The sequence below is a fragment of the Streptomyces caniscabiei genome, from assembly GCF_014930365.1.
Lineage (GTDB): Bacteria > Actinomycetota > Actinomycetes > Streptomycetales > Streptomycetaceae > Streptomyces > Streptomyces caniscabiei.
Window position 1 is genome coordinate 20659 of the sequence record NZ_JABXWI010000033.1, and the last position, 22335, is coordinate 42993.

General features: G+C 73.8%; 4 protein-coding genes. All 4 read left to right on the forward strand.

Annotation, left to right across the window (positions count from 1 at the left end; all coding sequences use genetic code 11):
- Nucleotides 1-61: 61 nt before the first annotated feature.
- Nucleotides 62-4579, forward strand: a complete 4518-nt coding sequence (locus HW837_RS45915; protein ID WP_193382982.1) for a type I polyketide synthase — start codon at nt 62-64, stop codon at nt 4577-4579.
- Nucleotides 4576-13152 carry a non-ribosomal peptide synthetase gene (locus HW837_RS45920; protein ID WP_193381952.1) on the forward strand — a complete coding sequence of 2859 codons (8577 nt, stop codon included), beginning with the start codon at nt 4576-4578 and terminating at the stop codon, nt 13150-13152. Before HW837_RS45915 ends, HW837_RS45920 begins: the two co-directional genes overlap by 4 nt.
- An 88-nt stretch (nt 13153-13240) precedes the next feature.
- A complete protein-coding gene (locus HW837_RS45925; RefSeq protein WP_193381953.1) occupies nt 13241-18919 on the forward strand; it encodes a type I polyketide synthase in 5679 nt (1892 codons plus the stop codon).
- Nucleotides 18916-22161: a non-ribosomal peptide synthetase gene (locus tag HW837_RS45930; RefSeq protein WP_193381954.1), complete on the forward strand. Its 3246-nt coding sequence runs from the start codon at nt 18916-18918 to the stop codon at nt 22159-22161. Before HW837_RS45925 ends, HW837_RS45930 begins: the two co-directional genes overlap by 4 nt.
- Nucleotides 22162-22335 lie beyond the last annotated feature (174 nt).

Below are 22335 nucleotides of genomic sequence, written 5' to 3' on the forward strand. Positions count from 1 at the left end.
CGCCCTCCCTGCCCCGCCCGCCGAAGCGCGGCGCCCGCACCGAGCCTCAACGGAGACGATCTTGAACGCACAGCCAGGTCAGCCGGACCGGGACGACCGAGGTGACACAGACGGCAGGATCGCCGTCGTCGGCATGGCGGGGCGCTTTCCCGGAGCCGCGTCACCCGACGCGCTGTGGGACCTGTGGGAGTCCGGAGCCGAGGCCGTCTCCCGGTTCACCCCCGAGGAACTGCGTGCCTCCGGTGTACCCGACATCGACACAACCCACCCCGGCTACGTACCGGCCAAGGGCGTCCTGCCGAACATCGCCGGGTTCGATTCCCAGCTCTTCGGATACAACGCTCTGGAAGCGTCGGTCATCGACCCTCAGCAGCGGATCTTCCTCGAGTGCGCGTGGTCGGCGCTGGAGGACGCCGGGTGCGATCCGGACCGTGTCACGGGGCCGGTCGCCGTGTACGCGGGATCGATGCTGAGTACGTACCTGATCCACAATCTGCTGTCCCGCACAGACCTGCGTGCCTCACTGGGCGTTCCCCTGCTCTTCCAGGGCAACCAGCCCGACCAGCTCGCCAGCCGTGTCGCGTACAAGCTGAACCTGCGCGGTCCGGCGGTCAGCGTCCAGACCGCCTGCTCCACCTCCCTCGTCGCGGTGCACATGGCCGCACAGAGCCTGCTGTCGCACGAGTGCGACCTGGCCCTGGCGGGCGGGGTCACCGTCACCGTGCCCCACCGCTCCGGCTACCTGCCGGTCCCGGGGGGCATCGAGTCGCCCGACGGCCGCTGCCGCCCCTACGGCATCGGCGCCAACGGCACGGTGTTCGGCAACGGCGCGGGTGTCGTGGCGCTCAAGCGGCTGTCCGACGCGCTCGCCGAGGGTGACCGGATACACGCCGTGATCCTCGGTTCCGCCGTCAACAACGACGGAGCCGCCAAGGCGGGTTACACCGCCCCCGGCATGACCGGCCAGGTGACCGTGATCCGCGAAGCGCTGTCGGTCGCCGACGTGTCACCGCGCTCCATCGGTTATGTGGAGGGCCACGGCACCGGCACCGCGCTCGGCGACCCGATCGAGGTCGAGGCGCTCACCACCGCCTACCGGGCCGCCGGCTCCGCCACGGACACGGGCCCCTGGTGCGCCCTGGGGTCCGTGAAGTCCCGGGTCGGCCACCTGGACACGGCGGCCGGCATCACCGGATTCATCGCGGCCGTCCAGGCCCTGCGCCATGGCCGGATACCCGCCACCCTGCACGCCGACGGCGACGGCCCGGCCCCTGCCCTGGCCTCGACGCCGTTCTTCGTGCCCGAGCGGTCCACCGCGTGGCCGGCCGGCGAGGGCCCCCGCCGCGCGGCCGTCAGCGCCTTCGGGATCGGCGGCACCAACGCCCACGTCGTCCTGGAGCAGGCACCGCCCCACGCCCCCCGGTCCACGGACGGCGGTGGCCCGGAGGCAGGCTCCGCGCTTCCGGTTCCGCTTCCGCTGTCGGCGCGCACCTCCACCGCACTGGACACCGCCGCCTCGCGACTCGCCGAGCACCTCGAGGCACACCCCGAGGTCCCGCTCGTGGATGTCGCCCGCACCCTGCGTACCGGACGGCGCCGCCTGGACCACCGCCGGGTGGTTCTCGCCCGCGACACCGCCGAGGCCGCCGCCGCACTGCGTACCGGCGGGCGCCGCGACTCCGTGCGCGCCCGCGCCGACCGCGCCGACGCCCCGGTCGCGTTCCTGTTGCCCGGCCAGGGCACCCAACTGCCGGGTATGGCCATGGGGCTGTACGACGCCCACCCGGTGTTCCGGGCCGCCCTGGACGAGTGCGCTGACATGCTCCGGCCCCACCTCGGCCAGGACCTGACCGCCGTCCTGCGCGACGGCGGCGAGAGGGACCTGCGGCGTACGGCCGTGCTCCAGCCCGCCGTCGTAGCCATCGGACACGCACTCACCCGTCTGTGGGAGCACTGGGGAGTACGCCCCGCCGCCCTGTTGGGCCACAGCCTCGGCGAGTTCACCGCCGCCGCCCTGTCCGGCGTCTTCGAACTGCCCGAAGCGCTGCGGCTGGCCGCGGTACGAGGCCGGCTCATGGAGGAGACGGCACCGGGCGCCATGCTGGCGGTGCCGCTGGGCGCGGCCGAGGCCACCGAGGCGGCCACCCGGTACGCCCTCGATGTCGCGGCGGTCAACGGACCTGCCGCGACCGTTCTGTCCGGGCCGCGCGACGCGGTCGACCACGCCCGCGCGGATCTCGAAGGGCGCGGCCTGCGCCCGCTGGCGCTGCCGGTGGACCGGGCGTTCCACAGCTCCCTGTGCGACGAGGCCGCCGCCCGTTTCGCGCGGGAGGTCTCGCTCACCGCACGCAGCGCTCCACGCGTTCCCTTCGTCTCCGGCGTGAGCGGCGACTGGATCACCGCCGAGCTGGCCGCCGACCCGGCGTACTGGGCCCGTCAGATGCGCGAACCGGTCCGCTTCGACCGAGGGCTCGCCACCCTGGCCGCCCTGGACGACGGTCTGGTCCTGGTGGAGAACGGACCTGGCAGCGTCCTCACGGACCTCGTGCGATCGGTCCGTCCCGGAACCGACGACATCCGGCTGGCCCCGCCGCCGCTGCCCTCCCGGGGCCGCCGCGGCCCCGAGGACGAACCGGTCGGCACGGCGCTCTCCCTGGCCGGGCTGTGGACCAATGGCGCCCACGTCGAGTGGGAGCCCGTCGCCGGCACCGCACGCGTGGCCGACCTGCCCGGCTATCCCTTCGAGCACCGCACCCACTGGATCGATCCCGTGACCGCGGACCTGCCCGAGGTCCCCGCCGCCCCCGACGCCCTGCACGCGGCGCTCGTCTGGCGGCCGCTCGACGCCGCCACCACGGCCTCCGACCGGTTCTCAGGCCGCCGACAGACCTGGCTCGTGCTGATGGATCCGGACGGCGCGGCCCAGCCGGCCGTGGACCTGCTGACCGCGCGCGGACAGATCGTCACGGTCGTGCTGCCCGGGACCGAGTACCGCAGGGTCCGCCGCGGCGTCTACCAGCTCGACCCGGCCGACCCCGCCCAGTACGCCAAGCTCTTCGCCGACCTGCGCGGACTGGTGCGCACGCCCACGGCCGTCCTGTACGCCTGGGGCCTGCGCACCGGGCAGGACAGCGGCGACACGGCACCCGACGAGACCTCCTGCTACTTCGGATTCGTGCGGCTCGCCCGCGCCATGGCCGAGGAGAGCGTCGTCAACGAGGTGCGCCTCGGCGTGCTGACCCGCGCCGCGTTCCGGACCGCCACCGGCGAGGTCCCGGACCCCGCGGCCGCGATGCTCAGCGGTCCGGTCCAGGTGCTTCCCGAAGAGTACGGCAACATGCGATGCACCCAGGTCGACCTGCCGGCCGGGGCCGCACTGGACGCCCCCACCACCGAGGCCGTACTCGGCGCCGTCCTCGACCAGCCGGCCCGTCTTCTCGCCCTGCGTGACGGCCGCCTTCTCGCCCGTGCCGCCGAGCCCGTCGAGCACCCCGTCCCCGACCTCGCCTCCGGCCTCCCCGAAGGCGGCACCTGGGTCATCACCGGCGGTCTCGGCGGCATCGGCCGGACTCTCGCCGCCCACCTGGCCCGCGTCCCCGGCGTCCGGCTCGCCCTGCTGGGCCGACGGGTCCCGGACGGCGACGACGGACCGGCGGCCGCCTTCCTGCGGGAACTGCGCGCATCCGGCACGGAGGTTCTCGCGCTCCGGGCCGACGTCACCGATGCCCAGTCCCTGAGCGGGGCCCTTGACGAGGTCCGGGCCCGGTTCTCCACCATCGACGGCGTCGTGCACGCGGCCGGTGTACCGGGCGGCGGCTCCGTCGCCCTGCGCGAGGACCGGGACGTGCGAGCCGTGTTCGGCCCCAAGGTGACCGGCACCCGCAACCTGCTCGCAGCCCTGCGTCCGGGTGAGGCCCGAGCCTTCCTCGTCTGCTCCTCGCTCGCCACCGTCGTCCCCACCTACGGTCAGGCGGACTATGCCGCGGCGAACGCCTACCTCGCCGCGGCGGCGGAGGCCGAGGCGGCCCGGGGGGACCGCCACGCCATCGCCGCCGACTGGGACATGTGGGCCGGGTCCGGCATGGCCAGTGAGGCCGAAGTCCCCGCGGACCTGAGGGCGTTGCAGGAGCGCATGCTCGCCGGGGCCCTCACCGCAGAACAGGGCGCACGCGCCTTCGCGGCAATGCTGGACGCGCCCCCGGGCCGGACCTTGGTGGCCCGCTCCTCGGCCGTGGTGACGGACGGCGTCCTCCGGCTCGCCGACGAACCGGCCGTCCCGCGGCCCGCCGTCGCGCTGCCGCGCCCCGAGCTGGCCACCGCCTACGTGGCCCCCCGCACCCCGACCGAGGAGCGGCTCGCCGAGATCTACGCAGAGATGCTCGGCATCGAAGGCGTCGGCGTCCACGACGACTTCCTGGAACTCGGCGGACACTCACTTCTCGCCGCCCAGATCGTGGCCCGGCTGCGGGCCGAGTTCGACGTCGACGTGCCCGCCCGCGCGTTCTTCGAGGGTGGTCGGGTCGCCGACCTGGCCGAGCTGATCGAGGAGCACATCCTGGCCGAACTGGAGGACCAGTGACCGAGTCCACCGGCCGGGAGGAACGTCTCGCCCGGCTCACCCCCGAACAGCGGGCCGCCTTCCTGGCCCGCACCCGAGGCCGTGCCGTCACCGCGGCCACGGCACCCGCCACCGGCGGCGAGCCCGCGGACACCGTGGCCGGCGGACCGATCCCTCCCGTACAGGGCCCTGCCCCCCTTTCCTTCGGGCAGGAACGGCTCTGGTTCCTGGAACAGCTCACGCCCGGCCTCGGCGTCCACAACGAATACGTGGCGCTCCGCCTCACCGGTCACCTCGACCTCGCCGCACTCGACGCGGCGCTCACGGGGCTGGTCGACCGGCACCCGGCGCTGCGCACCGTCGTCGACCCCGGTGACGGCACCCCCGTACAGCGCGTCCTGTCCACCGCGGACACGGTCCTGCGGGTCGTCGACATCGAGCCCGGTGACGCCGCGGCCGTGCGGCCCGACGAGGGCGGTCTCCTGCCCGGCGAGCGGGCACTGGGCCGGGAGGAGGCGGCGCGCCCCTTCGACCTGGAGAACGGTCCGCTGTTCCGGGCCCTGCTGATCAGGTCGGCGCCCGACCGGTCCCTGCTGGTCGTGGTCAACCACCACATGGCCGGGGACGCGTGGTCCAGATCCGTGCTCGTCGATGACCTGTGCACCGGCTATCGTGCCCACCTCGACGGCACGCCGGCCGCGGGCGAGGCCCTGCCCGTCCAGTACGGCGACTGGGCGGCCTGGCAGCGCCGCGAACTCACCGACGACCACCTGGCAGATCATCTGACGTACTGGGAGGAGCGTCTGGCCGACGCGCCGCCGCTGCTCGACCTGGCGACCGACAGGCCGCGACCGGCGGTCCCCACCCACCGCGGCGGCCGTGTCCGCTTCACCTTGGACGCCCGCCTCACCGAGGCCTTGGAGGGTCTGGGCAGGGAGGCCAGGGCCACGCCGTTCATGGTCACCCTCGCTGCCTGGCAGGCCGTCCTGATGCGGCACTCCGGGCAGGAGGACGTCGTCGTCGGCGTGCCGACCGCCGGACGCGACCGCCCCGAACTGGCCGCGCTGGTCGGCATGTTCGTCAACAGCCTGGTCCTGCGGGCCGACCTGTCCGGCGACCCCACGTTCGGGGAGCTGCTCTCCCGGGTCAGGGAGGCGGCCCTCGGAGCGCTGGAGCACGCCCAGGTCCCCTTCGAGGGCCTCGTGCGCCGGCTGAGCCCCGACCGCGACCTCAGCCACGCGCCGCTGTACCAGGTGCAGTTCGGATACCGCAATGTCCCCGAGCCCAAGATCACCCTTCCCGGCGTCCAGGTCCGCCTCGCCGAGCTGGACAACGGACTGTGCCGTACCGACCTGAGCCTCGAACTGGCCCGGCACGGCGACGTCACCGAGGGCATCTGCGAGTACAGCCGCGACCTGTTCGACGAGGACAGCGTGCGCACCCTCACCGATGCCCTGGAGCGCGTCCTGCTGCGCGCCACGGCCGACCCCACCCTGCGGCTGTCGGAGCTGCTCACCCTGACCCCGGCCGAACAGGCCCTGCTCCGGGCGGCCGGTGACGGCGGCCCCGTACCCGAGGGCGCCCAGGACGTGCTCACCGATTTCGCCCGGGCCGTCCGCACCAGGCCGGACGCCGCGGCCGTCGGCTGTCTCGGTACCGAGCTGACCTTCCGCGCCCTCCACGGGCGGGCCGCCGACGTGGCCGCCCGGCTGCGGGCCGCGGGCGTCCGGCCCGGTGACCGGGTCGGTGTCGGCATACGCCGGTGCGCGGACCTGCCGGCCGCGCTGTTCGGGGTGCTCATGACGGGCGCCGCCTATCTGCCGCTCGACCCCGACTACCCGCCGGAGCGACTGCGGTACGTGTGCGACGACGCGACGCCGGCCGCCGTGCTCGTCCACACCGCGACCCGCGAGACGTTCGCGGACGGCACCGTCCTGCGGGGAGCGGCCCTGGTCGACATCGACGCGCCCGCCGGCAGCGCCCTAGAGGAGGCCCCCGACGGCCCGCCGAGCGCGGATCCCGAGGCGGCGGCGTACGTCATCCACACGTCCGGCTCCACCGGCAGGCCGAAGGGGGTCGTGGTCCTCCACCGCAACCTCACGGCGTTCCTCGCCGCCATGGACCGGGTCGTCGACACCGGCGACCAGCCGGTGACCTGGCTCGCCGTCACCAGCGTGTCCTTCGACATCTCCGTGCTCGAACTGCTGTGGACGGTCAGCCGCGGCCACCGTGTGGTCATCACCCCGGACGCGGGTGCGACCGCCGGCCCGGAGCCCGCGGTGGCCTCGGCCGCACCGGAGTTCAGCCTGTTCTACTTCGCCAGTGACTCCGGAGGTGTCATCTCGGGGCCGCAGCAGTACCGGCTGCTGATGGACGGGGCGCGCTTCGGCGACGAGCACGGCTTCAGCGCCGTATGGCTGCCGGAACGTCACTTCCACGCCTTCGGCGGAGCCTTCCCCGCACCGTCCGTCCTCGCCGCCGCCGTGGCCACCACCACCCGGCGCATCGGCATCCGCGCGGGCAGCGTCGTCATGCCGCTCCACCACCCGGTCCGCGTGGCGGAGGAGTGGTCGGTCGTCGACAATCTCTCCGGCGGCCGAGTCGGGCTGTCGTTCGCCTCCGGCTGGCACATGGACGACTTCGTCCTCGCCAAGGACGCCTACGAGGACCGGCAGGCCCGCACCCTCGACGGGCTGGAGCAGGTTCGCGGACTGTGGCGCGGCGAACGGCTGGCCTTCGAAGGCCCCGGCGGCCGGGCCGTCGAGGTCGGCGTACTGCCCCGACCGGTCCAGTCGGAACTGCCCGTGTGGCTCACCTCGTCGGGCAACCCCGAGACCTGCCGCAGGGCCGGTGAGGCCGGAGCACGGCTGCTGACCCATCTGCTCGGCCAGAGCGTCGAGGAACTCGCCGACCGTGTCGCGGTGTACCGAGAGGCATGGCACCGCGCCGGCCACCCCGGCGACCCGCACGTCACCCTGATGCTGCACACCTTCGTGGGGACCGACGCCGAGAACGTCCGCACGCACGCCTGGCAGCCGTTCCGTGAATACCTGCGCTCCTCCGTCGGCCTGATCGAGAACATGGCGCGCGCCATGGGCGTCGACATCACCGCCGACGACTTCACACCGGACGACAGGGAAGCGCTCCTCGATCACGCCTGCGCCCGCTATCTGGCCGACAGCTCACTCATCGGCACCGTCGAGGACCGGCTGCCCCTGGTGCACCGGCTCACCGCGGCGGGGATCGACGAGATCGCCTGTCTCCTGGATTTCGGTGTGGACCCGGACGCCGCGATCGGCGCCCTGTCCGCACTGGCCGACCTCAGGAGCCGGGCCGCCGCGGCCCCGCCCGCCGGGCCCCGCGAGGAGCCGTCCCTCACCGGGATGATCCGCGCCCACGGCGTCACCCACCTCCAGTGCACCCCCTCACACGCCCGCGCCCTCATCGAGGAGGCGGACACCGCGGCGCTCGGCGGACTGCGCCAACTGCTCCTCGGCGGCGAACGGCTCGACGCGGACCTCGCCCGCCGGCTCGCGGAACACCTGCGCGGCACGATCCGCAACATGTACGGCCCGACCGAGACCACGGTGTGGTCCACCACGGACCTCGTCGAGCCGTCCGAGGCGACCGTCACCATCGGGCGCCCCGTCGTCGGCACCGTGGTCCGCGTCCTCGACCCGCACGGCCGGGAGGTCCCCGCCGGCGTCCCCGGGGAGCTGTACATCGGCGGCGCCGGTGTGACCGCCGGATACCTGGACCGTCCAGAACTCACCGCCGAGCGGTTCGTCGCCCCGCACGGAGCCAAGGACCCGGCCGGCGCCGCGGAACGCTTCTACCGCACGGGCGACATCGTCCGCGTACGCCGCGACGGCCGGCTCGAGTACCTGTCCCGCAACGACCACCAGCTGAAGATCCGCGGCTTCCGGGTCGAGGCGGGCGAGGTCGAGGCCGTGCTCACCGCTCTGCCGTCGGTGCGCCAGTGCGTCGTCACCGGCCACGGGCTGGGGACCTCCGCCGCCGCCCTCGTCGCCTACTTCGTCCCCACCGCTCCCGACGCGCCGCCCGGCACGGCCGAGCTGCGCGCCGAACTGACCCGCCGGCTCCCCTCGTTCCTCGTCCCCTCCCGCTTCGTCCCCCTCGACGCCCTGCCGCTCACCGGCAACGGCAAGGTCGACCTCGGAGCACTGCCGGAACCAGGGCAGCAGGAGCGGGGTTCCGTCGCCTTCACCGCGCCGACGACTCCCGCCGAGGAACTGATCACGGCCATCTGGCGCGACGCCCTGCGGGTCGAACGCGTGGGCGTCCACGACGACTTCTTCGAACTCGGCGGCCACTCCCTGCTGGCCACCCAGGTCGTCGCCGGCATCCGGCGCACCCTCGGCGTCCGGCTGCCGCTGCGCCTCCTGTTCGAGGCACCCACAGTCGCCGCCCTCGCGCGCGCCGTGGAGGCACTCGGCGAGTCCTCGGCCGCGCGGCCCTCGGCGACCGCCGTCCCGGCCGCCCTGTGCCCCGACCACGAGCACCGCCACGACCCGTTCCCCCTCACCGACGTACAGCGCGCCTACTGGATCGGACGCAGCGGCACGGTGGGCGGCGACGTCTCGTGTCACCTGTACGTCGAGCTAGACGTCGACGACATCGACCTGCCCAGGCTGGAAGGCTCCTGGCAGGCGCTGGTGCGCCGGCACGACGCGCTGCGTCTCGTGGTGGACGGGGACGGCACCCAGCGCATCCTGGCCGACGTCCCCGATTACCGCGTGGACGTGGAGGACCTGCGCGGTCTCGACCGGACCGGCCGCGACAGCCGTCTGGAGGCGACCCGTCATGCCATGTCCCACCAGGTGCTGCCCTCCGAGACGTGGCCCCTGTTCGACATCCGGGCCAGCCGCACGGGGGACACCACGGCCCGCGTCCATGTGAGCATCGACACCCTGATCGCCGACGGCGGCAGCGTGCGGATCCTGCTGGGCGAACTCCTCGCCGTCTATCGCGGGGAACTGCGGCCGGAGCCACTGGAGCTGTCCTTCCGGGACTACGTCCTGGCCGAGCAGCGGCGTCGCGGCGGCCCCGACGGGGAACGTGACATGGCCTACTGGCGGGACCGGCTCGACACCCTGCCGCCCGCGCCCTCCCTGCCGCTGGCCCGGCGGCCAGAGGAACTGACCGAGACGCGGTTCCGGCGCCGGGAGGCACACCTGCCGGCGGAGGTGTGGAACCGGCTGAAGGAACGGGCCGCGGCCGCGCGGATCACCCCGTCGGCACTCGCCCTCGCCGCGTACGCCACCGTGATCGGCACGTGGGCGGACGCGGACCGCTTCACCCTCAATCTCACTCTCTTCAACCGAGTGGGCGACCACCCCGAACTGAGCTCGCTCGTGGGGGACTTCACCGCACTCACCATGCTGGAGGTGGACGGCGCCACCTCCGGAGCATTCGAGGAAAGGGCCCGCCGGATCCAGGGCCGGCTCTGGGAGGACCTGGATCACCAGTCGGTCAGCGGCGTCCGGGTGGCGGGCGAGCTGGCCCGCCGCCGCGGCGTCGCCGCCGCCGTCATGCCCGTGGTCTTCACCAGTGAACTCGGTGCGGCCGACGACACCCCGCCGACGGAGCCGGGCGCGCGGATCGCGTACACGATCACCCAGACACCCCAGGTGTGGCTCGACCACCAGATCGCGGAGGACGGCGATCGGCTGCGGCTCACCTGGGACGCCGTCGAGGCGCTGTTCCCGCCCGGCGTGCTGGACGACATGTTCGCCGCGTACACGGCTCTGCTGACCTCCCTCGCCGAGGAGCCGACGGCCTGGACCGACGCACACCGGGAGGTTCTGCCCCCGGATCAGGCCGCCCGGTACACCGCGCTCAACGAGACCGCCGGCCCGTTGCCGGACGGACTGCTGCACGAGCCCTTCCTGGCCCGCGCGGCCCAGCAGCCCGAGCGCGTCGCCGTCGTCTCCGCCACCGGCACGGTCACCTACGGGGAACTCGACCGGGCCTCTCTGGCCGTCGCCCGCAGCCTGCACCGGGCCGGTGTGCGGTCCGGCTGCCTCGTCGGCGTGCTGGCCGACCGCGGGTGGGAACAGGTCGCCTCCGCCCTCGGCGTCCTGCGTGCCGGGGCCGCCTATCTGCCCCTGGACAGCGGACTGCCCGCCGCGCGCGTGGCCCGCTCCCTCGAGCACGCCGGAGCCGTCGCCCTGATCGTGCCCGCCTCCGCCCCCGTCGGGGACGGAGCGGCGGACGGCGTCACCGTCCTGCGGTTCGACGAGGCCGTGGCGGACGGCGATGCCGCGGGCACCGACCACGACCCGCGTCCCACCACGACCCCGGGCGACCTGGCGTACGTGATCTACACGTCCGGGTCCACCGGCGAGCCCAAGGGCGTGATGACGGACCACCGCGGCGCTCTGAACACCGTCACCGACATCAACGAGCGGTTCGGCACGGACGCCGACGACCGCGTGTTCGCCTTGTCGTCCCTGGGCTTCGACCTGTCCGTGTACGACATCTTCGGCACCCTGGCGGCCGGTGCCGCGCTCGTCATGCCGGGGCCGGGCGAGGAACGTGATCCGAGCCGCTGGGCGCGGCTCGTGGCCGACCACGGCGTCACCGTGTGGAACTCGGTGCCCGCGTTGATGGAGATGCTGCTCGTGCACGCCATGGGCAATCCGGCAGCGGACGTGAAGAGCCTGCGGCTGGTCATGCTCAGCGGGGACTGGATCCCCGTCGACATGCCCGACAACATCAGGTCGGTCAGCCCGACGGCCGAGGTGATCAGCCTCGGGGGTGCCACCGAGGCGTCGATCTGGTCGGTGGCGCACCCGGTCGGCACGGTCGACCCGAAGCGGCCGAGCATCCCGTACGGTCGCCCCCTGCGCAACCAGACGATGTACGTCCTCGACGACGCCTTCCGGCTCCGGCCCACCGGCCTGCCCGGCGCCCTGTACATAGGCGGTAGGGGACTGGCGGTCGGCTACCGCAACGCGCCCGAGCTCACGGCACGGGCGTTCCCCACCCACCCGGTGACCGGGGAACGTCTGTACCGCACCGGCGACCTGGCCCGGCTCATGCCCGACGGGAGCCTGGAGTTCCTGGGCCGCGAGGACTCGCAGGTCAAGATCCGCGGCATGCGCATCGAGCTCGGCGAGATCGAGGCCGAGCTCGTCCGGACGGAAGGGGTCCGCGAGGCTGCCGCGCTCGTCCAGGGCTCCGGCACGTCCGCTCAGCTCGCGGCCTACGTCGTACGGGAGGCGCCGGCCGCCCCCGGTCAGCCGCCCGCCGCCGGAACCGGCGCCCCGGCCGGACTGGACGCCGAGCGGGTGCGCAGGCTGGAGATCCGGCTGCGGCAGCCGGGACGGCGCGAGGACCTCGCGGGCCGCGAGATCCTGCCGTTCGCGCTGCCGTCGGACACGCGGGCGCTGCGCGGCGAGTCGGCCGCCCGGGGCGCGGCGACCGGATTCGGCGCCGGCCCCGTACCGGCCGCCGATCTGTACGGGCTCCTCACCGTGCTCGCCCGCCAGGACGAGGACGGTGTGCCCCGGTACGCGTACGGCTCGGCCGGCGGCCTCTACCCGGTGCAGACGTACCTGGCCGTCGCGCCGGGCGGCGTCGACGGGATCGAGGCCGGCACCTACTACCTTGACCCGGCCGGTCCCGCGCTGGTGGCGCTCGACGGCCCGGAGGGAGCCCGGCGGGTCCTCGATCCCGCCCTGTTCGGTGAGTCCAACCGGCCGCTGGTCGCGCAGGCGGGCTTCGCCGTCCACCTGGTCGTCCGCGACGCGGCGGTGACGCCCGTCTACGGGGCACTGTCCGACCGGTTCGCCCTGCTGGAGGCCGGGGCGATGGCGCAGCTGCTGCGGCAGCGTGCCGCGGACTGCCGGGTCGGCCTGTGCCCGGTCGGGGACGTGTACGCCGAGCCGCTGCACGAGGTCCTGAGCCTGGAGAGGGAGCAGACGGTGCTCCACACCCTGCTCGGCGGTCTCCCGTTGGCCGCGGGCACCGCCGTCGACGACACGGACGTGTGGGCGGCCGGGCTGCGGGACGAACTCGCCCGGCGGCTGCCCCCGTACATGGTGCCCCGGCGCGTACGGGTGATCGACGCGCTGCCACTGTCGGCCAACGGCAAGGTGGACCGCAAGGCGCTCGCCCGGCTGGACGGCGCGCCGGCGCGGCCCACCGCGCCCCGACCCGCGCTGTCCGAGGCGATCCGGCCCGCCGGGGCGCAGGCCGCTCCGACGACGGGCTCCGGCACCCTCCCCGGGACCACCCTGGAACGCCTCGCGGCGCTGTGGCGTGAGGTGCTGGACGGTCAGGAGATCGGCGCCGACACCAATTTCTTCGACGCCGGGGCGACCTCCATCCACCTGGTGCGCGTACAGAAGGGGATCTCCGCGGAGTTCGGCACGGAACTGTCGGTCGTCGCGATGTTCGACAACCCCACCGTCCGGCACCTCGCCGAGCTGCTCGACAGCGCCGAGCGGGCGGCGCGCGTCGACACGGGGGAGGGCTCGGCACCCGCTGCCGGCCGGCGCCGGCACCACGAACAGCGGCGTGCCGCCCGCCGTGCGCGCGGCTCCGGCCCCACCCCGTCCGCCGGCTGAGCGGAAGCCGTGGCGGGGCACGGCCGCCTCCTGCCCCCTCCCGCAGCCTCACGGCCGCGCCCGCACCGACTGCGAGAAGAAGGACCGAATGACCACTCAGGACACCGAAAGCCCAGCGGGTGCACCGGACCTGCCGGACGCGATCGCCGTGACCGGCCTCGCGTGCCGGTTCCCCGGCGCGCCCGACGCCGAAGCCTTCTGGGCGCAGCTCGTGGCGGGCAGGGACGGCATCACCTTCCGTACCGACGAGGAGTTGGACGCGCTCGGCGTTCCGGCCGGCCGGCTCGCGGATCCGCGGTTCGTTCCCGCCGGAGGGGTGCTGAGCGGCATCCAGGAGTTCGACGCGGAGTACTTCGGCATCACCCCCCGCGACGCGGCGCTGATGGACCCGCAGCACCGGCTGTTCCTGCAGTGCGCCGTCTCCGCGCTGGAGGACGCCGGGCAGCCCGCCCAGGGCACGGACGGCGGTGTCGGTGTCTACGCGTCCTCCGGCTTCAACTCGTACCTGACCCACCATCTCCTGCCGCACGCCGCCGAACTCGCCGACCGGGCCGACGTGCAGTGGCTGGCCGCGAGCGACAAGGACTACCTGGCCACCCAGACGTCCTACCGGCTCGGTCTCACCGGGCCCAGCCTGAGCGTGCAGACGGCGTGTTCGTCCGCTCTGGTCGCGGTCCATCTGGCCGGCGAGGCGCTGCTCAGCGGTGAGTGCGACGTGGCGCTCGCCGGGGCGGTGTCCGCCGGTGTCTTCCAGGGGCTGGGCTACCTGTACACCGAAGGGGGCATCCTGTCGCCGGACGGTCGCTGTCGGCCCTTCGACTCCGCCGCCGGCGGCACCGTCTTCGGCAGTGGTGTCGGCGTCGTGGTCCTCAAACGGCTCGCCGACGCCGTCGCGGACGGCGACACGGTACGCGCCGTCCTGCTCGGCTCGGCCGTCAACAACGACGGCGACCGCAAGGTCGGATTCACCGCTCCCGGCCTGGAGGGACAGGTCCGGGTCCTCGCCGCCGCGCAAGCCGTCGCCGGTGTCGGTCCGGAGGAGATCACCTGTCTGGAGGCGCACGGCACCGGCACCGCCCTCGGCGACCGTATCGAACTCGCCGCCCTCGACCGGGTCTTCGCCGACGCGCCCGACCCCGGCCGGGTACTCGGCGCGGTGAAGTCGAACGTCGGTCACCTGGACACCTGCGCCGGCATGGCCGGCCTGATCAAGACGGTCCTCGCGCTGCAGCACCGCACCTTGTTGCCCACCGCACACTTCACCCGCCCCATGCCCGGTCTCGACGCGAGCCGCTTCCGCGTGCTCACCGAGGCCGAACCGTGGCCCGGCGTGGACGGCACCCGCACGGCCGGGGTGAGCTCCTTCGGCATCGGCGGCACCAACGCCCACGTGATCCTGCGGGAAGCCCCGCCGTCGGCCCGGCCCGCCCCGGGCGCCGATCCCGTCGGTGGCTGGCAGGTGCTGCCGCTGTCCGCCCGCACCCCGCAGGCGCTGGATCGACTGGCCGGACGGCTGGCCACCGCCGTCGTGGGCCCCGCCGCTCCTGCCCTCGCCGATGTCGCGCACACCCTGCAGACCGGCCGTACGGGCCATCCCTGGCGCCGTGCCGTCACAGCGGCACCCGGCCGCACGGCTGCCCTCACCGAGTCCCGGACCACTCCCGTGCGCGCCGGCGACACGCCCCGCGAGGTCGCCTTTCTCTACCCCGGGCAGGGGGCCGGCACCCCTGGCCTGGCGGCCGAGGCGTACGTCGGCGATCCGGTGTTCCGCGCCGCCCTCGACCGGTGCCTGGAAGCCCTGCGGCCATGGACAAGTGCCCCGCTGCGGGAACTGTTGCTCGATCCCGAACACTCGGACGCCTTCGACCGGACCGAGGTGGCCCAGCCCGCCCTGTTCGCTGTCGAGTACGCCCTCACGGAGTGGTGGACGGCCCTGGGCGTTCGGCCGGTGGCCGTGGCCGGGCACAGCGTCGGCGAACTGTCGGCCGCCTGCGCCGCCGGCGTGTTCACCCTGCCGGATGCCGCCCGGCTGGTCGCTCGCCGGGGTGAGTTGATGAGCCGGATGCCGAACGGGGCGATGCTCGCCGTACCCCTGCCAGAAGCAGAACTGCGCGACATCCTCTCCGGCGCGTACGACGACGCGGGCGGCGACGCGATGTCCCGGCCGGAGGTCGCCGCGGTCAACGCGCCTGACCGCTGTGTGGCAGCCGGTGAGCCGGCCGCCGTCGAACGGCTCCGGGAACTGCTCGGCGAACGGGGTGTGACCGCCCGTCCGCTGCCCGTCCGCCACGCCTTCCACAGCCGCCACGCCGACGGGCTGCTCGACGAGTTCGCCACGCTCGTCGCCGGAACACCGGCGCACGCCCCGCGCATCCCCGTCGTGTCCTCCCTGACCGGCCGACCGCTCACGGCCGACGAGGCCGTCTCGCCCCGCTACTGGGCCCACCAGCTGCGCAGGACCGTCCGTTTCGCGGACGCCCTGCGGGCCCTGCCGGAGTCGGTCGCCCTGATCGAGACGGGGCCGGGCGGGGCGCTGTCCGCTTTCGCGCGCCGCACCCTCGGCGCGGCCCCCCTCGTCCTTCGCTCACTCGGACCGCTCCATGACGGTGACGACGGGCCCCCCGCCCGGCTCGCCGCTGCCGGGCGGCTCTGGGAACACGGCGCCGTCATCGACTGGACGGCGCTGGGCGAGCGCACCGGACGCCGTCACGTCCCCCTGCCGACCTACCCGTTCGAACGGACCCGGCACTGGTTCGAACCGTCGTCCGCGGACGCTGACCGGTTCGGGGACGCTGACCCGTCCACGGACACCCACTCATCCACGCCCCCGCGGAACCCAGCCACCGAGGCCCAGGCCACTGCGCCCGGCAGGCCGGACGACTGGCTCCAGGTCGTGGAATGGTCCCCTTCCGTACCGCCCGCCCCCGCCCCCGCGCCCGGGGTCGTCCTGCTGCTCGCCGACACCTCGGGGCTGGCCGACGAGGTCGCCGCGAGGCTGACCGGCGGCGGGGCCCAGGTGCACCTCGTGCGCCCCGGCACCCCGGGACCGCCGGACGGGGTCCGCGCCGAGGCCGACTGCCACCGGCTGGACCCGGCACATCCAGAGGCGTTCCGTGTCTTGGCGGACGCCCTGGCCTCCCTGGGAGCGCCGCCCGACGCGGTCGTCTCCTGCTGGGCCGTCGACGCCCCCGCGCTCGACGCGGCCACCGCCGATGCCGTCGCGCGCTGCGCGCTCCAGGCCGTCACCGTACCCGCCGCGCTCGCCCACGCGTTGAGCGAGCGGTTCCCCGCCAACCCCGTCCGCATGCTCCTGGTCAGCGACGCGGCCCTCCCGGTGGGCGGACAGCGCCCCCGTACGCCGCACGCCGCGGCGGCGCTCGGGCCCGCCCGGGTACTGCCCGTGGAGCTCCCGGGCAGCGCGGTCCGCGCCCTCGACCTGGACTGCGGACCACGCTCACGTACCGACCTCGTCCGGGCCGCCGACGCGATCACGACGGAACTCGCGACGCTCGTCCACGGCACCGGCACACCCGACCCCGTGGTCGCCGTCCGCGGCCGCGCCCGTCTGCTCCCCGGCGTCGCGCGCCCGGCACTCGACCGCGGCGCGAGCCGGCCCGGCGAACTTCCCGGCGGGGCCTGGCTCATCACCGGCGGTCTGGGCGGCATCGGGACCGCTGTCGCCGGACGCCTGGCCGAGAAGCCGGGCCGCAGCCTCGTCCTCGTCACCCGCCGACCGGTACCCGACGGCCCGGCCTGGCATGTGATCAGGCGCACCGGTGAGCAGCCGGGCCCCTCCTTCCCGCCGGAGCTCACCCACACCCTGACGGAACTGACTGCGGGCGGTACCGAGGTCTGCCTGGTCCAGTGCGACATCGCCGACGAGAGCGGCCTGACCGAGGTGCTCGAGCGGGTGCGAGAGCGCTACGGCCGCATCGCCGGGATCGTGCACGCCGCCGGTCTGCCGGGGGGCGGCACCATGGCCCTGCGGCGCCGCGAGGACATCGTGCAGGTCCTGGAGCCGAAGGTGCGGGGCACCGTGCTGCTGCACCGGCTGACAGAACGGGACCGCCCGGTCATGGTTCTGTGTTCCTCCGTTCTGGCCGTGACCGGCGCGGCCGGACAAGCCGACTACACCGGGGCCAACGCCTTCCTCGACAGCTTCGCGCACACCACCGACACGGCCGTCTCCATCGGGTGGGACCGCTGGTCCGAGAGAGGCATGGCCGTCCGCAGCGGTACGGCCGACAGCACCGAACGACCGGGAGTTCCGCTCGATCACGCGCTGTTCGAGGCGCGGCGGACGGCGCCGGAGGGGTGGACCGAGTTCCTCCTGCGCCATGGCCCGCACACCTCATGGCTGTCCCACGAGCACCGCCTGGCCGGCGAACCGGTTCTCCCCGGCACGGCCCTGCTCGACCTGGTCGTGGCCGCTCACCGGCTGCTGACGGAGACGGACAGGTCCGCCGGGACACGGCCCGCCGCCCCTGGCCCGGTGGAGCTGAACGCCGTGTTCACCAGCCCCCTGCCGATCCCCGAGGCGAAACCGCCGACAGTCGCCGTGCGGCTGCGGCCCCACACCGGGACCGCATACGAGTGGGAGGTGAGTTCCTCGGCGTCGGGCGGCCGTCCGCACGGCCAGGGGCGCATCCGCCGCCACGACGGACCTCGTCCGGCCAGGCTCGATCCGGATACGCCGCGCTCGTCCGGTGCGCGTGCCGCCGCCCCAGCGGCACGTCCGGCCGGCGGCACGACGGCCACTGGACCGCGCTGGGACTGCGTCAAGGACATCCACCGGAGTGACGGGCGTGCCCGGCTCGCCCTGCGGCTGGCCGAGAAGCACCGCGACGACATCGCCGTCCATCCGCTGCACCCGGCGCTGCTCGACGTCGCCACCGGAATCGTGGCCGCGGAAACGGGCAACCACCTGCCCGTGGCCTACCGGAGGCTGATCGTCCACCAGGATCTCGGCGCGGAGGCGTACGCGCACGTCACTCTGCGCTCCGGTGACCCGCGGGCCGGCGGGACGCTCGTCGCGGACGTCACCCTGACCGATCCGGGTGGCCTTCCCGTCGTCACCGTCGCGGGCTTCGTCCTGCGCCCGGCACCGTCCGCTCCGCACGACAGCTCACCCGGGGTGAACCAGGAGGCGCGGGAGGGCATACCCACCCGCGACGGCCTGAACGCCCTGGACCTGATCCTGGCCAACCCCCACCTGCCGCATGTCCTGGTCAGTCGCCGTGGCGCGGCCGTCAGGCCCGACGCGCCACGCGCGACCGGTGGCCACGAGGGCGGAACCGACCGCTCGCGGTCCGGGCAGGACGAGGCCGTCCCCGAACTCCTCGAGGGGCGCATCGCGCAGATCTGGGCGCGCATGCTGGGCCTGGAGTCGGTGGGAGCCGACGACAACATCCTGGAGCTGGGTGCCGACTCCCTGGCGGTCGTTCAGATCACCGCCGAGATGCAGCGGGTGGGACTGGCGGTGTCGCCCAGCGATCTCTTCGCCCATCCCAGCCCCGGCGCGCTGGCCGACCGGCTGAGGGCCGACGCCGGCGAGACCCTCCACGCCTCCGGCAGCCCGACAAGACCAGCCACGTCCACCGATGCCGGGACCGAGAACGTCCTTCCCGGCTCCTCCCCGGCCGAGGACGGCCCGGCGGGTGCTCCGACCACCGACGCTCCGGGCCGCTTTCCGGACGCCGAGCTCGACACCGAGGACCTGTCTCAGGTACTGACCCTCTTCGCGTCCAGGAAGGACGACACGAAGTGAACGACATCGAGGACATCTACCCTCTCTCTCCCGCCCAGGAAGGGATGCTCTTCCACACCCTCACCTCCGCGGAGCACGGCCTCTACGTCGAGACGACCACCTTCCGGATCCTCGGCGACCTCGACCTACAGGCACTGACGGCGGCATGGGAGACCGTGGTCGCCCGCCACGCCGTTCTGCGTACCGCTTTCGTCCACGAACGCATCAGCGCCCCGCGCCAGGTCGTCCTGCCCGAAGCGGCCGTCGACATCGACGTCCTCGACCTCTCCGACCGTGACGAGGCGGCTCGCACGGAGGAGGCCGCCGCCGAGCTCGCACGGCGCCGCGGCAAGCCGTTCGACCTGACGCGGCCGCCGCTGATGAGGCTGCTGGTGCTGCGGCTTCAGCCGACGGAGCACATGGTGGTGTGGACGTACCATCACATGATCCTCGACGGCTGGTCGGCCGCCCTGCTGATGGCCGAGGTCAGTGCCGAGCTCGGGCGCGCGGGCGGTGGCGCGGGGACTCCGCCTCCCGCCTTCCGGGAGTACATCTCCTGGCTGCGTCGCCGGGATGCCGAGCAGGACCGCGCCTTCTGGACCGACTACCTGGCCGGCTACCGCGAGCCGGCGGTGTTCACCCTGCCCGGCGTGCGTCCGGGGGCGAAGCCGTCGGGCAGCTTCCGCACGGTACGGGCCACCCTGCCCGCCACGGCCACCGCCAGGCTGCGCGCACTGTCGGCTGCCTGCTCGGCCACCCTCGGCAGCCTGGTGGAAGCCGCCTGGGCGGGTACCGTGGCCCGCTACTCCGGACGGGACGACGTGGTGGTGGGTGTGACCGTCTCGGGACGGCCGCCACGGGAACGTGCCGACGACATGATCGGCATGTTCATCAACACCATCCCGGTGAGAGCGCGCGTCGAGAGGGACCTGCCGGCCGACGAATGGCTGGCCCACCACGCGGCCTCCCGTCACCCCGTCCTGGGCCACCAGCACACCCCTCTGACCGATGTGCAGCGCTGGGCCGGCACCGAGCACGGCGCACGGCTGCTGGACACCGTCGTCGTGTTCGAGAACTACCCGGACGCCTCCGAGGCCGTACTGGCCGACGGGGCCCTGCGGATCTGCGACGTGGGCTACGAGACGCGTACCAACTACATCGCCACGCTGGTGGTACGGTCCGCCGACGACCTGAGCCTTCAACTCGTGGTGGACTCGGCGGTGTTCGGCGAGGGCCAGGCGGAGAGGGTACTCGCCCACCTCATCGCCGTACTCGAGCGCTTCGCCGACCGGCCCGGCATGCCCGTGCATGACCTCCTCGCGGTGCCGCGGGAGACCCGCGCCCTGCTCCTGGACCGCTGGAACGGCTCGGACGTCGACCGCGCCGTGCCCCGCGCCCTGCTCGACGGACTGACGGACGCGGCCGTCGCCGCGCGCCCCGACCACCCGGCGGTCGTCGCCGACGACGCCACGTACACCTATCGCGAACTGTCGGACCGGGCCGAGGCCCTCGCCCTCCGGCTCGCGGGCTTCGGCGTGGGCCCGGGGGACCGCGTCGGAGTCTGCCTCGATCGCGGCGCCGACCTGGTCACCGCCCTGCTCGCCGTCGCGCGCACCGGCGCCGCGTTCGTACCGCTGGACCCGGCCCACCCGGCTGAACGGACCGCCTACATCCTGCGGGACTCCGCGCCCACGCTCGTCCTCACCGACGGCTCGGGGGACCTGACCCCGGTCGGCTGGGACGGCAAGGTCCTCGACCTCTCGCAGGAGGAACTCGACCCGGCCGCCGGTGCCGGCCCTTCTCTGCCGGGCGCCACCCCGGACGGACTCGCGTACGTCATCTACACCTCCGGCTCCACCGGGCGCCCGAAGGGGGTGGCCATCGGCCACGGTGCCCTGGCCAACCTGGTGGACAGCCTGGCCCGCCGCCACCCGGGGCTCGGTGCCGAGGACCGCTTCCTCGCCCTGACGACACTCACCTTCGACACCTCGCTGGCCGAACTGCTGGTGCCCCTGGCCGTCGGAGCGACCGTGCACGTCGGACGCCGGTCCCTCGGCCTGAGCGGCCGGGAACTGGACGACTACGTGACCCGAGAGGGCATCACGGCTCTCCAGGCGACCCCGTCGCGTTACCGGGTGCTGCTGGAGTCCGGCTGGCAGGGCAGCGGAGGCCCCAGGCTGTACAGCTGTGGTGAGGCCTTTCCGCCGGATCTGGTGGAACCGCTGGTCAAACGGGGTCGGACCGTCTGGAACATGTACGGCCCGACCGAGACCACCGTCTACTCCAGCGTGGAGGAGATCCATGCGGAGACCACTCGGGTCACCGTCGGCCGCCCCATTTCGAACACCGCACTGCGGGTGCTCGACGCGCATGGTGCCCCGGTCCCGATCGGCTGCGTGGGCGAGCTGTGGATCGGCGGTGACGGAGTCGCGGAAGGCTACTGGAACCAGCCCGCGCTCACCGAGGACCGCTTCGTGGCGGACCCCTTCGCTCCCGGATCCCGCATGTTCCGAACCGGCGACCACGCACGCACCTTGCCGGACGGCCGGGTCGAACTGCTCGGCAGGATGGATCGTCAGCTCAAGCTCCGCGGATACCGTGTAGAGCCGGGCGAGATCGAGCAGGTGCTGATGGAGGAACCGGACATCGAGGCCGCCGCCGTCGCTGTCAGGGACGACAGACTCGTCGCGTGGACCGTCCCGGCCGACCGTGATGCCCCCCTCGCACCGGCCCGTCTGCGCGAGCGGCTGCGCCGGATCCTGCCCTCGTACATGGTCCCCGAAGTCATGGTCACCGTCGACACGCTGCCCCTCACCCCTGCCGGAAAGACCGACCTGCTCGCGCTGACGGTTCCGGCGGACGAGCCGGACGAGCCGGGCGAGCCCGCGCCGGCCCCTTCCGAGGGCGATGGCACGCCCGACCGGCGGAGCGCGCACGTGGAACTGGTCGCCAGGCTGTTCCAAGAGGTGCTGGCCGTTCCCCGCGCCGAGCCGGACGACGACTTCTTCGCACTCGGCGGCGACTCGCTGCTCGCCATGCGGATCGCCACCCGGCTCAAGGCGGAGTTCGACCTGGATCTCGACATCGAGCTGCTCTTCCAGTACTCGACGGTGCGCGAACTGGCTGAGTACATGGCAGGAATGCCGCAAGCCGACGTCGATCCCCCGCAAGCCACTGCGCCGCGTGTCACGGACTCCACGCCGGACGACGACCAAGCGGTGAGACGGGAAGAACACGACGATCGGCGTCAACGGCAAACGTGAGGCAACCGCTGCTCCCACCTGGCCGCAGCGCAGGACTTGGCGTGGCCCGCGACTCAGGCGCAGGCCGTTTCGCGTCCAGCCCCGCCCTGACGCCGGGATCCTGATCGCGCTCACCGTGCTGGTGCTGGTGGGTACGGCGGTCGAACCCAGATGGCGGCGGGGCGGGAAGTGGGG